Origin of the sequence: Aeromonas sp. R2-3, assembly GCF_040908375.1 — a bacterium.
GTDB classification, from domain to species: Bacteria; Pseudomonadota; Gammaproteobacteria; order Enterobacterales; family Aeromonadaceae; genus Aeromonas; species Aeromonas veronii.
Map to the genome: position 1 here is coordinate 108,953 of NZ_JBFODP010000019.1, position 13,633 is coordinate 122,585.

Consider the following 13,633-nt stretch of genomic DNA (forward strand, 5'->3'; position numbering starts at 1 on the left):
GTGGCGATGAACAAGTTACAGAAGATGATCCTCGCCCCGGTCGCCATGGCGGTGCTGCTCAGCACCGCCAGTTGGGCCGCCGAGCAGCCGGCCCTGTCGGATCGGGCCTATCGGGCGGTCAACAAGGCGCAGGAGCTGATCACCGAGAAGAAATACGGTGAGGCCAATGCCAAGCTGCAAGACGCGCTCTCCGGCGCGGGCGAGCGGGTCTACGACAAGGGGGTCATATTGCAGACCCTCGGTTTCGTGGCCGCCCAGCAGGAGAAATACGGTCAGGCGACCAAGTACTTTGCCGATGCCATCGCGACAGGCGGCCTGCCGCCACCGGTGGCCCAGCAGGTGCGCTACAACCTGGCCCAGCTCTATATGGCTGAGGGTAATTATCAGGGCTCGATCAAGACCATGAAGGAGTGGTTTGCCAACCAGGGCAAGGATGACAAGCCCAACTCCCATGCCTATATCACGCTGGCCAACGCCCACGTGCAGCTCAAGCAGTACCGTGACGCAATCCCGGCAGTGGATCAGGCGATCAAGCTGTCGGCAGGTAAAGCGCCGGAGTCCTGGTATCTGCTGAAGATGGGCGCTCACTACGAGCTGAAACAGTACAAACCGGCGACCGAGGTGCTGACCTCTCTGGTCAACATGTTCCCGGAGAAGAAGAAGTACTGGACCCAGCTGTCGGCCATGCATATGCAGGCAGGCAACGATGCCAAGGCGCTGGCTGCGCTGGAGTCGGCCTATAACCTCGGCATGTTGACCGAGGCCGCCGAGCTGCAGCGCCTCGCCAACTACCTCGCCTTCACCGGCATTCCCCATCGCGCCGCACGGGTGATGGAGAAGGGGATGAAGGATGGGGTGATTGAGCAGAGCGCCAGCAACTACAAGACCCTGGCCAACTACTGGCATCAGGCCAAGGAGCTGGATCCGGCCATCGACACCCTGGCCAAATCCTACCAGCTGGCCCCGAGCGCCGAATTGCAGCTGAAAATGGCGCGCATGATGATCCAGAGCAAACGCTATCAGGATCTGGTGGCGCTGGCCGCCAAACCGGCAGCCAATGCAAATGGTGAACAGCGGGCGGATCTCAAGTTCCTGACCGGGGTCGCCTATTTTGAGCAACAAAAGCCGAAGGAGGCCCTCAACGCCTTCACCCAGGCGGCTCAGAATGGCAACGTCAGCGGTCGGGCATCTCCGTGGATCAGCTTCCTCAAGGAGCAGAGTGGCACCGGGGAGGCAGCCGTCCAGTAATTCCAATGACAACTACCTGTAGTCCCTTTTATGGTTGCCTGGTGGCTCCATTAACCGCTCTTCGGAGCGGTTTTTTTATGGTGGCTGCCAGCACTGGCGGGTGGCCGACGCACGGTTTTATCCCTCTTCATACCAATAAAGAGCCTACGTCGACATTGGTTTATCTCCCCGGATGCGACAAACGTTTTAGCTAGGGCTGCAACCGTGAAGCAAGGTGGCGCTGCGCTGTGGTTGACTAGGGCTCGGGTGGCTCGCTGCCAGGCGGGCCGTGCCATTCATCTTTTACTCAGCTGCGACTTGCTAGTGTGGCTTTTGCCCTGTTGATAAGTGTCACATCGAAAACGGCTACTTTTAACAAGAAAAGCAACATATGGAAGTTGAAATTTTGGCCGACTCAGGAAAGAATGCGCGCTCGGTTATTGGCGTCGTGGGGCAGGTTGACCCGCCACCGGCAGACCGAGGATGAGACGGCCCCCGGCCCATTTGGTACAGGAAACCACACAGGAATTTTATGAATCCCCTTCGCACTGCCGCTTCGGCCCTTTTATGCACATTTGCGCTGGTCAGCCAGCAGGCTGCCGCCGTCGAGTACCGTCTGCCTGCGGCCAACAGCCGCCTGATCGGTGAAAACCAGGAATACGTGGTGCCTGCGGACAACCGTCCGCTGGAGCAGATCGCTGCTGACTTCCAGCTGGGTCTGACCAACATCATGGAAGCCAACCCGGGCGTTGATCCCTATCTGCCGAAAGCGGGTAGCACCCTGATCATCCCTCACCAGCTGATCCTGCCCAACGCGCCCCGCGAAGGGATCGTCATCAACGTTGCCGAGATGCGTCTCTACTACTACCCGAAAGGGAAGAACGTGGTGGAAGTACTGCCCATCGGCATCGGTCAGCTGGGGGTAAACACCCCGGAGAACTGGATCACCAAGGTAGAGCGCAAGCGCGCCAACCCGACCTGGACCCCGACCGAGAACATCCGTCGCCGCTATGCCGCCCAGGGCAAGACTCTGCCGGCAGTATGGCCAGCCGGTCCGGATAACCCCATGGGTCTGCACGCCCTCTACATTGGCAACCTCTATGCCATCCACGGCACCAACGCCACCTTCGGTATCGGTCTGCGGGTGAGCAGCGGTTGCGTGCGTCTGCGCGCTGACGACATCAAGTATCTGTTCGACAACGTGCCGGTCGGCACCCGCGTCCAGTTCGTCAACCAGCCGGTCAAGACCACGGTCGAGCCGGATGGCGGTCGCTACATGGAAGTACATGAGCCGCTGTCGCGTACCGAGGAGGAGTTCAACTCCACCGCCTCCGTGCCGCTCCCGATGACACCGGCCATCACCCGCTTCATTGCTCACGCCGAGTCTGACTCCAACGTGGTCAAGCAGGTGCTGGAACAGCGTACCGGTATGCCAACCCGCCTCAATCCCTGATTGGGCAAATTGGCAGTGCCGCGCGCACTGGCTGAATAAAGAAAACGGCGACCAGATGGTCGCCGTTTTTTTATGGGGGAGTCACCGCTTGCTTACTGCACGCAGACCGGGCAGAAGGCGTAGGTGCCTTGCGGATCGTTGAAGCGGGTGAGCGGGTCGAGACTGCGGTTCACTTCCACCAATGCTTTGCCAAATCCAGCCGGCAGCCAGCTTTGCAACTGGGGGGCCAGCACTTGGGCACTGCTGTCAAACAGCTGGCGCAGGAACTTGTCCTTGGTGGACTCCTCCTGCTCGATGGGGGTCACCTGCCACTCCTTGAGGTTGGCCAGTTCGGCGGCGGCCTTGATGGCGTCATCCAGATTGCCGAACTCGTCCACCAGACCCAGGGCCTTGGCATCCTCACCAGTCCAGACACGACCTTCGGCCGCTTTCTCGGCCTCTTCCGGGCTCAGACCACGACCCTTGCTGACCAGACCGATGAAGCGCTGGTAGGTATCTTCCACGCTCAGCTGGATCGCCTTACCGACGTGATCCGGCAGGGCGCGGGTCGGGCCTACGCCAACATAATCTGTGGTGCCAACCCCGTCGGTATGTACCCCGAACTGGGCCAACGCCTTGTCGATGGTGGCGAACATGCCGAACACCCCGATGGAACCGGTGAGAGTAGTCGGGGAGGCGAAGATCTTGTCCGCATCGGCGGAGATCCAGTAGCCACCGGAGGCGGCATAGCTGCCCATGGAGACCACTACCGGCTTGCCAGCCTGTTTCAGGGCCAGCAGCTCGGCGCGGATCTGCTCGGCGGCGAAGGCGCTGCCGCCGGGGCTGTCGACCCGCAGGACCACGGCTTTAACCTTGTCATCGCGACGGGCATCGGCCAGCAGGTCGGAGAGGCTATCACCGCCTATGGTACCGGCAGGCTGTACGCCATCCATGATGGCGCCGCTGGCGACCACCAGACCCACCTCATCCTTGCCGCTCTGGGGATATTGCTCGGGCACTGCGGCCAGATACTCTTTCAGGCCGACTCCTTTCCAGCCGTGATCGTCCGCTTCACCCACCTCTTTAATGACCGCCTGGGTCATCTCGTCGCGGGTGGCCAGCTGATCCACCAGCCCGTTGTCGAGGGCGTAGTTGGCGGCATTGCCACCGGCCTTGCGCAGCAGCTCGAGGAAGCGATCCTTGCCCGGCGCGACCGCATCGGGTTCGATCTCCCGCTGCTCGGCTACGTCAGCCACATAGGATTGCCACAGCTGATCCAGCCAGCGCTGGTTTGCTTCTTTGCTCTCGGGAGACATCTCGTCGCGGGTATAGGGTTCGACGAAGGATTTGTAGGTGCCGACCTTGAACACGTGCGGGGTGATGTTTAGCTTCTCCAGCGCCGACTTGAAGTAGGTCTGGTAGACCCCAAGCCCCTCAATCACCACGGCGCCGCTCTGGTTGAGCAGCACGTGATCGGCGTGGGCCGCCAGCAGGTATTGCCCCTGAGTGTAGAAGTCGGCCATGGCGATCACCGGTTTGCCGCTCTCCCGGAAGGAGTCGATGGCGCTCGCCACCTCCTGCAGTTTGGTGAAGTTGGCCCCCTGCAGCCCTTGCGGCTTGATCACCAGCGCCTTGATGCGCTCGTCATCCTTGGCACTCTTGATGGCCCACAGCAGGTCGGAGAGAACGATCTCGCTCGGCTGCTCGTCGCTGCTGTCCATCTGGCGCAGCAGTTGTACGGTGGGATCTGTCTGGGAGCGTTGCTCCACCAGCACGCCGTTGAGATTGAGGGTTAGCGCCCCTTCGATGGGCGCCTTGGGGGCCTCTTTCTGGCTGACGCTGAAGACGATGACCAGCACTACGATGAGAAACAGCAGATTGACCAGCATCAGCCGGGTGAAATTGAGCAGGCGCCACAGGCTGCGGAACAACCAACCCAGACCTTTGAAAATAGACATAGTCGCGTTATCGCCCTGTTAATGGGTAGAGAAGAGCCATTATTAACCAGTTGCGGGCGAAATTGCCATTTCCGACTGGCGGATCCCGCCTATCTTCGTTCAGGGCACGGCTGTTCGCTGAAAAATTGTCCAAACATTTGTTTGAAAAAGAATTTTCGATTCTTTACTCTAGCCTCAGTTTGATAACAAAAAATTAACTGGAGGCATCGTGAGCCGCTATCCGACCCTGCTGACCCCGCTCGACCTTGGCTTTACCCAGCTGCGCAACCGGGTGTTGGGCGTTGTTCCATGCACCCTGGCCTTAAAGAGGAAGGCATCATGAGTCGCTATCCCCATCTGCTGACGCCCCTTGACCTCGGTTTTACCCAGCTGCGCAACCGCGTGTTGATGGGTTCCATGCATACCGGCCTCGAAGAGGAGAAGGGCGGTTTTGACAAGCTGGCTGCCTTTTATGCCGAGCGCGCCCGCGGTGGTGTTGGCCTTATCGTCACCGGCGGTATCGCCCCCAACCTGCGCGGTCGGCTGGTGCCTCACGGCTCGCAGCTGAGCTTTCCCTGGCAGGTGAGCAAGCACAAGAAGGTGACCAGCGCCGTACATCAGGAGGGGGGCAAGATAGCGCTGCAGATCCTCCATGCCGGTCGTTACGCCTATCATCCGTTCAGTCTGGCCCCGAGCGCCCTCAAGGCCCCCATCTCCCCGTTCAAGCCACGCGCCATGAGCGAGCGGCAGATCCGCGGCACCATTCGCGACTTCGCGGCTACAGCTGCGCTTGCCAAGGCGGCCGGTTATGACGGCGTCGAGGTGATGGGCTCGGAAGGCTATCTCATCAACCAGTTCATCTGCGAGCGCACCAACAAACGCACCGATGGCTGGGGCGGCAGCAGCGAAAAGCGGATGCGCTTTCCGGTGGAGATTGTCCGCGCCATCCGCGAGCGGGTCGGCACCGACTTCATCATTATCTTCCGCCTCTCCATGCTGGATCTGGTGGAACAGGGCTCGACCCTGGAAGAGGTGATTGCGCTCGGCAAAGCGCTGGAAGCGGTGGGGGTGACCCTGATCAACACCGGCATCGGTTGGCACGAAGCGCGTATTCCCACCATTGCCACCAGTGTGCCGCGCGGCGCCTTCAGCTGGGTCACTGCCGAGCTGAAAAAACACCTCAAGGTGCCGCTTATCACTACTAACCGGATTAACACCCCCGAGGTGGCCGAGCGGATTCTGGCGGGGGGAGAGGCGGATATGGTCTCCATGGCGCGCCCCTTCCTGGCGGATCCCGAGTTTGTCATCAAGGCGGCCGAAAATCGGGCGGACGAGATCAACACCTGCATCGCCTGCAACCAGGCTTGCCTTGACCATGTGTTCAAGCAGAAGCGAGCCTCCTGTCTGGTCAATCCTCGCGCCTGTTTCGAGACCGAGCTGACCTTTGGCCGCGTGCCCCAGCCCAAGAAGCTGGCGGTAGTGGGGGCGGGCCCCGCCGGCCTGGCGTTCGCCTGTTACGCCGCCGAGCGCGGTCATCAGGTGAGCCTGTTCGATCAGGCCAGCGAAATCGGCGGCCAGTTCAACTTCGCCAAGCAGATCCCGGGCAAGGAGGAGTTTCACGAAACCCTGCGCTATTTCGCCAAACGGCTGGAGAAGTGCGGTGTCGAGCTCTATCTGGGCCAGCGCCAGAGTGCCGAGAGCCTGCTCGGCGGCGGTTTTGACGAGGTGATCCTCGCTACCGGTATCCGTCCGCGCACCCCCAATATTCCGGGCATCGAACATCCCAAGGTGATGAGTTATCTCGATGTATTGCGGGATCACAAGCCGGTCGGCCAGAAGGTGGCGGTGATCGGCGCCGGCGGCATCGGCTTTGATGTTGCTGAGTATCTGGTCGAGAAGAAGGTTGAGATGGATGCCGAGGGGCACCGTGATCACTGGCTCAAGGAGTGGGGCATCGACAAGCAGCTTGGCGAGCGCGGTGGCCTCACCACCCCTGAAATCGATGCGCCAGAGCGCCAGATCTGGCTGCTCCAGCGCAAGGAGAGCAAGGTGGGCGACGGCCTTGGCAAAACCACCGGCTGGATCCACCGTACCGTGCTCAAGAACCGCAAGGTGCAGATGCTCTCCGGCGTGCAGTACCTGCGCATCGATGACGACGGGCTTCATATTCAGGTGGGTGACAAGCAGCAGTGTCTGCCGGTGGATCAGGTGATCATCTGCGCCGGACAAGAGCCCCTCAAGGAGCTGCAGGCCGGTCTGCAGGCCGCAGGCAAGCCGGTGCATATCATAGGTGGTGCCGATGTGGCTGCCGAGCTGGATGCCAAGCGGGCGATCAGACAGGGCGCCGAACTGGCGGCGGTCATCTAATCTCTCCCCGCCATCATGAAGGAGATAAACCCCTGAGCCTCAGGGGTTTTCTTCATTCGGCGCTGTGCTAAGGTAGCGCCATCATTGCCCAAGAAGGAATTGCCCATGGATGCCCTCACCCTGCTGCTCAACCGCCACTCCTGTGGCCGTCTCGCCGATCCCGCTCCTGCTGGCGAGGTGCTGGACAATATTTTGAAGGCGGGGCTGCGCGCGCCGGATCACGGCACCCTGACTCCCTGGCAGTTCATTCTGTTTGAAGGGGAAGGCCGCGAGCGGCTGGGCAAGCTGCTGGCCGAGGCGGCCCGTGCCCGTGGCGAGGATGAAGAGAGCATCAAGAAGTGCAGCGAGGCGCCGCTGCGGGCACCGCTGGTCATCGCGGTGGCAACCCGTTATCAGGAGCACCCCAAAGTGCCGAAGCTGGAGCAGGAGCTCTCTGCCGGTTGCGCCGTGATGGCGATGCAGATGGCGGCACAGGCGCAGGGTTTCAACGGCATCTGGCGCTCCGGCTGGTTTATCTTCGACGAGCAGATCAACAAGGGGCTGGGACTGGCGGCAGAAGATCAGCTGGTGGGCTTCCTCTATCTCGGTACCCCCATGCTGGAAGCGCGTAAACTGCGCGAGCTGCCGCTCGATGAGTTTGTCCGCCGTTTCTAACTTTTCGGCCACGTTGCGGTTGAGAGAAGCAAAGCCTCGAGAAATCGGGGCTTTGCTGTTTAACCGTGAATAGTAACCAGAGTGATTGGGGAAAATAAATGGCTCAAAGAGGCTTCGCGCGCCATAGCAGGTAATTATTTAAATAGTGCGATGTACCTCGCAATCCTGTTGTATTTCACTATGTAAAACGTTTGCGTGTTCGCTAGTATCTCCCTGCCAGTTTAGAAGGGCACTCCTTCTAATTTTTCTGCGATGAGAGTCGCAATTCCGTAGCACCTTTTAACAGCCCAACGTCTTCGTGACATTGGGCTTTATTTTTTATGGGGTGTCGGGGCTGTTGTGAACTGATGGCGGTATCAAGATGCAGCCAGGTTGGCAGCCTTATGCCCTGTTTTTGGCTGGCAGGATCCGGGCTGGGTTGCCGACTACCCGAGTACCGGCCGGTACATCTTTGGTGACTACGGCACCCGCGCCGACGATCGCCTCCCGCCCTATGGTGACGCCGGGCAGCAAGATGGCGCCGCCCCCAATCCAGACCTTGTCTTCAATGGTGACCGGCAGTGCCGTCTCTGTTCCCTGAATCCGTTCGTCGGCCTCCAGCGCATGGGCTGCGGTATAGATCTGCACGTTTGGCCCAATCATCACGTTGGCTCCGATGCGGATGGGGGCATTGTCCAGCAGGGTCGCTCCCATATTGATGTAGGAGTCCTTGCCCAGGTGGATGTGGCGGCCATAGGTACAGTAGAGGGGTGGGCAGATAAAGGCGTTCTCTGCCAGTTCACCAATCAGCTCCGCCAACAGCGCCCGCTGCTCTGCTTCCTCTTCCGCCTGATTGAAACGGCGATAGCGCCGTGCTGCCTCCCGGCGCAACAGGGCCAGCTCGGGTGCCATGCAGTTGTACGGTTGGCTGCAAATCATCTTCTGGTATTCGATCATGGCAGGGCCTCAATGATGTGGAAGAACGATGTTAATCCCTCATTGGCCAGAGAAGCGTGAACCGTCCCCCAGAGTGGGAAAGGGGAGAAACAACAAGAGCACCCTCGGGTGCTCTTGTTTGATAGCGACAATAGCTTGCAACCTTAGTTGCTGACCGCCCTTAGCCGTGCTTGCGGCCGGAGAGGCGGCACCACTCCTCCTTGACGGCGGTCGGGTCCATCTCGAACCACTGGCCGTAGATGGTTTCCAGCTCCGGGGCCTGGCTCTCCAGCACGCCGGAGAGGGCCATCAGGCTGCCCGGCTTGCCGTGGCCGGCGATAAGTGGAGCCAGTTCGCGCAGTGGGCCGGCCAGGATGTTGGCGACCACCACGTCCGCTTCGACATCTTGCGGCTGGTCGGCTGGCAGATAGAGCTCAATCTGGTCGGCGACGCCGTTGCGCGCGGCGTTGTCGCGGCTGGCCTGAATGGCCTGCGGGTCGATGTCGATGCCGATGACGCGGGCGGCACCCAGTTTCAGGGCGGCGATGCCGAGAATGCCGGAGCCGCAACCAAAATCGACCACGGTTTTACCGGTCAGATCCAGCCCGTCCAGCCACTGCAGGCAAAGTGCCGTGGTGGGGTGGGTACCGGTACCGAAGGCCAGGCCCGGATCCAGCATGACGTTGACCGCATCGGGATTCGGCACGTCGCGCCAGCTCGGGCAGATCCAGAGGCGCTCGCCAAACTGCATGGGGTGGAAGTGATCCATCCACTCGCGCACCCAATCCTTGTCTTCCAGCTGCTCGACCTTGTAGCCGACATTTTCGCCGAAGATCTGCTGGAAGAAGGCGATGGTGGGAGCCGGATCGGTTTCGGCATCGAACAGACCCATCACTTCGGTCTCGCCCCAGAGCGGGGTTTCACCGGGCATGGGTTCATAGACGGGCACATCCTTGGCATCCATAAAGGTCACCGCCTGGGCTCCACGCCCCAGCAGCATGTTGCTCACCTTGTCTGCGGTCTTGGCAGTGGCGTTGATTCGAATTTGTATCCAGGGCATGGCGTCGACTCTTCATAAATGTGAAACCGCGAGATTCTACCATCATGGGGCAGTGCTGTCGTGGTTTGCCCATGACGTGGAGGGATACGGGGGCTTTTGCCGGATTGGCACGGTTCCTGTATTGCTCTATGCAGGCGAAGACGACCGGTTTTCGCTGAACGCTTTGCTCAAGTTCCGTCATCTTTCACTGCCACCCTCGGGTGGCATTTTTTTATCTGCACTCCTTTGCCTGGTAAACAGTCTGCCAGACAAAAAAAGAGCAAGGTCGGCACCTTGCTCAAGGATGGACTGACGCCGTTTTGGCGCATTCATGCTGCAGTTGGCACGCCAGATGCAAAGACTAATATGTCCTGCATAAGGATATGTGTGTGATTGTTACCCCAATGTTCAGGTATTCAGGCCATTTCTCGCGAAATGGCCTCTTTTTTGGCTGATTGTTGGATGTTGGCCTGCCGCTGGCTGGCATTAGCGCTGCTGGTTGTGCCCGTTTGGGGCATCTCCTTGGTGAACTTATCCCATCATGGTGCGTTTGAAGGCTTAGTTGGCAAAGCCGCTCATGTCGATCACCAGCTTGCCTACCATGCGGCCCGCTTCAACCTCGGCATGGGCCTGAGCCAGCATGACCGGGGTCAGTGAGGGGATGGTTCTGGTCAGGGTGGTCTGCAGTACCCCTTCATCGACCAGTGCCGCCACCCTGCAGAGCAGGTGGTGCTGCTCGATCATGTCCGGCGTCTGGAACAGGGAGCGGGTGAACATGAACTCCTGGCTGAAGGTGACGCTCTTGCTCTTGAGCAGGGAGAGATCCCACGGCTCACTCGATTCGGCGATGGTACAGATATGGCCAAACGGGCGGATCAGCCCTGCCATGGTGGCCCAGTGCTCGGCGGTGGCGTTGGTGCAGAAGATGGCATCGACCTGAGTGATGCCAAGGGCGGTCAGCTCCTCCTGCAACTTGTGGTGGTTCACAACCTGATGGGCCCCCATCTCGAGGCACCACTCGCGGCTCTCGGGGCGGGAGGCGGTAGCAATCACCTCCATGCCGGTGAGCTGGCGGGCCAGCTGGATGGCGATGGAGCCCACGCCACCGGCGCCGCCGATGATCAGCAGTTTGCCACGGCTTTCGCGGGTGAGGGCGAAGCGCTCGAACAGGGTCTCCCAGGCGGTGATGGCGGTCAGCGGCAGGGCGGCGGCCTCCACATCGCTCACGCTGGTGGGGGCGATCGCGGCGATACGCTCATCCACCAGTTGCAGGGCGCTGTTGCTGCCGGGGCGGCTGATGTCGCCGGCATACCAGACCCGGTCGCCCGCCTTGAACAGGGTCACTTCGCTGCCGGTGGCGATCACTTCCCCCACCGCATCCCAGCCCAGTACCCTGGGCGAGCTTTCAATTTTGGCCTTGGGGGAGCGCACCTTGGTATCTACCGGATTGATGGAGGTGGCGGTGACCCGCACCAGCAGATCCCGCGGGCCCGGAACCGGATCGGGCAGGTTGGCGGCGATGAAGCAGTCGGGGTGGTCGCTTGGCAAATAGTGAGTCAGGGCAATGGCTTTCATGGTTTTTCCTTTCAAATCGCTGTGTTCGGGATTGCCACTCACTCTAGTCTGGTTGATTATCAAGATTAAGATGGGTAATCGGTAAAGACTGTTTGAATATATGAACAATGTCGATCTGGAGTTGATGGGACTGTTTGCCACCGTGGTGGAGCAGGGAAGCTTTACCCGGGCTGCCGAGCTGCTCGGTATGCCCAAGTCATCGGTGAGCCAGAAGATCTCGCGGCTCGAATCCCAGCTCGGGGTGCGGCTGTTGCAGCGCACCACCCGCAGGTTGAGCCTGACCCCGCAGGGGGAACTCTATGTGGAGCACTGTCAGGGACTGCTGGCACTGGCCCGCAGCGCCAATCTGGCGATGGCGCGGCTGCGCTCGGCCCCGGCAGGGCGGGTGCGGATCACTGCCCCCGAGGCGACCGGCACCCTGCTGCTTGGCCGGATCCTCGCCGAGTTTCGTGCCCTCTATCCCGAAGTGGTGCTGGAACTGACCCTGAGTGACGAACAGCTCGATCTGGTGGGGGAAGGTTATGATTTGGCGCTGCGGGCGGCGCCGCTGAAAGACTCCAGCCTCATCTGTCGGCGTATCGGTGAGGTGGCGCGCCATCTGGTGGCGGCGCCCGCCTATCTCGCGGCCCACGGCATGCCACAACAGTTGAGCGAGCTGGGTCGTTATGCCTGTCTGGTGCACTCGGCCATGCCGGTGTGGCCATTGCAGGAGGGGGGCTGGCGGCCACAGGTGGCCTGTGTCAGCAACAGCTTGCTGGCGCTGCGGGAGATGGCGCTTCATGACGGGGGGATTGCCCTGTTGCCCCACCATGTCTGTGAAGGGGATTTGGCGGCGGGGCGGCTGCAGAAGGTGTTGCCGGATCAGCCCATTCCGGCCAACCCGTTCTACCTAATCTATCCGAGTCGGGAGCATCTGGCCCCCGCTCTGCGCACCCTGATGGATTTCGTGGCCGAGCGGTTGCCGTTTGCCTGAGTTACCAGCTGCTCTGGCTGGCCGACTCCTGATTGGGTTTGAGGCCGAGGGGGACCGACTGGCGCTCCGCCAGCATGCGGATCTGCCCTTCAATCAGGCTGGCGCTGGGGCCCAGCACCAGCACCAGCTGGTGCTCGTTGAGCTGGATCCAGGAGAGGCAGCCCAGGCCCAGCAGGCGGGATTCATCCACCAGTGAAATATCGCGCACCCGCAGGCTGAGGCGGGTGATACAGACGCTCATCGCCACCAGATTGTCCATCCCGCCCAGCACCTTGAGGTACTGGATCGCCAGCATCTGCGGGTCTGAGGGGGCAACACTGGCAAGGCGCGGATGCTCCACCGCGATGGGCTTGCTCGGCATGCTGAGGGGGGCACGCTCCAGCAGTTGGTAAAAGAGCAGGGTGTAGGCGACGAAGAACAGGATACCGACCGGGATGAGCCAGAAGCTATGCTCCCCTGCCTGATAGCTCAGCACCAGATCCAGCAGACCGGCGGAGAAGTAACTGCCCACCTTGATCCCCAGCCCGCTGCAGACCGCCAGCGACAGTCCGGTCAGCAGGGCGTGGGCGAGAAACAGCCAGGGGGCGGTAAAGGCGAACAGAAATTCGATAGGTTCAGTGATACCCACCAGTGCCGAGGTGAGCGCCAGGGTGAGCAGCAGCCCGCCCTGCGGCAGCCGCTGCATCCGCTGGCGGTGCAGCCAGATGGCAAAACAGGCACCCGGCAGGCCGAACATGATGATGGGGTAAAGACCGGCTACATATCCTTCATGAAGGGGCTGGGCGGTGGCCAGCGCCTGCAGGTTGCTCTCGCCAAGGCCGATGACGCTGCCCAATACCTGATGCAGCCCGAGCGGGATTAACAAGCGGTTGAGGGTGCCGTAGCAGAAGGCGCCAAACGGCGTGGTAAGCAGCTCCGAGGTGAGCAGGGTCAGCCCGCGCTCCAGCGGCGGCCACAGCAGCGAGAGGGGGATGGCGATCAGCAGGCAGGCCAAGGCCGACACCAGCAGGCTGGGAAACTCTCCCCTGGCGATCTGCAGCCAGCGGGGCAGTGTTTGCTGGTGAACCCAGGGGTAGATGATGGCAGTGGTTAGCCCCGCCAGCAGGCCGCAGATCATGTCGGCGTGCAGGTTGGGAGCCAGCGTATTGAAGGCGGTGCTGAGCAGCAGGAAGTTGACCGCACCCGCCAGCGTCTGTCCGCCCAGCTCCTGCCGACTCAGGCCAAAGGCGATCGCCACCGCATAGATAAGCGGCATCTGGCTGAAGATCGCCTGACCGGTGAGGGAGAGCACCGCCAAATCGAGCACGTCGGGTTGACCAAGCCGGTATATCAGCGCCGCCATCGGCAGGATGGAGACGGGCAGCAGCAGGGCATAACCGAGCCGCTGCAGGGCTTGAGTAACGACTTGTCGAGTGGCTTTAACGGGCATACAGCGGCTACGTTCTGTGACTTGGCGCACAGTTTAACCGGAAAACACCCATTTGGGGATAGTTTTGGAACCCCTAATTTATATT

10 protein-coding genes are annotated in these 13,633 nt (G+C 60.8%); 5 read left to right on the forward strand and 5 right to left on the reverse strand.

What is annotated here, in order from left to right:
• Positions 1-6 precede the first annotated feature (6 nt).
• Positions 7-1,248: a lipopolysaccharide assembly protein LapB gene (locus tag AB5Z02_RS08900; RefSeq protein WP_042054930.1), complete on the forward strand. Its 1,242-nt coding sequence runs from the start codon at positions 7-9 to the stop codon at positions 1,246-1,248.
• A gap of 511 nt (positions 1,249-1,759) precedes the next feature.
• A complete protein-coding gene (locus AB5Z02_RS08905; protein ID WP_005338927.1) occupies positions 1,760-2,680 on the forward strand; it encodes a L,D-transpeptidase family protein in 921 nt (306 codons plus the stop codon).
• A gap of 92 nt (positions 2,681-2,772) precedes the next feature.
• Here AB5Z02_RS08905 and sppA read toward each other — a convergent pair whose 3' ends face one another.
• Positions 2,773-4,617 (reverse strand): signal peptide peptidase SppA, encoded by a 1,845-nt coding sequence (gene sppA, locus AB5Z02_RS08910; RefSeq protein ID WP_368215878.1) that lies wholly within the window; start codon positions 4,615-4,617, stop codon positions 2,773-2,775.
• Positions 4,618-4,935: 318 nt separating this feature from the next.
• Here sppA and AB5Z02_RS08915 point away from each other — a divergent pair, with 318 nt between their 5' ends.
• Positions 4,936-6,963, forward strand: coding sequence for an FAD-dependent oxidoreductase (locus AB5Z02_RS08915; protein WP_368215879.1), 2,028 nt, complete (start codon positions 4,936-4,938; stop codon positions 6,961-6,963).
• 105 nt (positions 6,964-7,068) lie between these two features.
• On the forward strand, positions 7,069-7,617 hold the full coding sequence (locus AB5Z02_RS08920; protein ID WP_368215880.1) for an NAD(P)H nitroreductase: 549 nt from the start codon (positions 7,069-7,071) through the stop codon (positions 7,615-7,617).
• Positions 7,618-7,998: 381 nt separating this feature from the next.
• On the opposite strand, the gene AB5Z02_RS08925 is transcribed toward AB5Z02_RS08920, so the two are convergent.
• From AB5Z02_RS08925 to AB5Z02_RS08935, 3 genes are all read right to left on the reverse strand, one after another.
• Positions 7,999-8,553, reverse strand: coding sequence for a sugar O-acetyltransferase (locus tag AB5Z02_RS08925; RefSeq protein ID WP_368215881.1), 555 nt, complete (start codon positions 8,551-8,553; stop codon positions 7,999-8,001).
• Between the two features lie 160 nt (positions 8,554-8,713).
• Positions 8,714-9,592, reverse strand: a complete 879-nt coding sequence (gene prmA, locus AB5Z02_RS08930) for a 50S ribosomal protein L11 methyltransferase (RefSeq protein ID WP_005358410.1) — start codon at positions 9,590-9,592, stop codon at positions 8,714-8,716.
• A 537-nt stretch (positions 9,593-10,129) separates the two neighbouring features.
• A complete protein-coding gene (locus AB5Z02_RS08935; protein WP_368215882.1) occupies positions 10,130-11,146 on the reverse strand; it encodes a zinc-binding alcohol dehydrogenase family protein in 1,017 nt (338 codons plus the stop codon).
• Between the two features lie 100 nt (positions 11,147-11,246).
• Here AB5Z02_RS08935 and AB5Z02_RS08940 point away from each other — a divergent pair, with 100 nt between their 5' ends.
• Positions 11,247-12,119 (forward strand): LysR family transcriptional regulator, encoded by an 873-nt coding sequence (locus AB5Z02_RS08940; RefSeq protein ID WP_231719493.1) that lies wholly within the window; start codon positions 11,247-11,249, stop codon positions 12,117-12,119.
• 1 nt (position 12,120) lies between these two features.
• Here AB5Z02_RS08940 and AB5Z02_RS08945 read toward each other — a convergent pair whose 3' ends face one another.
• Positions 12,121-13,548 (reverse strand): PTS transporter subunit EIIC, encoded by a 1,428-nt coding sequence (locus AB5Z02_RS08945; protein WP_088870041.1) that lies wholly within the window; start codon positions 13,546-13,548, stop codon positions 12,121-12,123.
• Positions 13,549-13,633 lie beyond the last annotated feature (85 nt).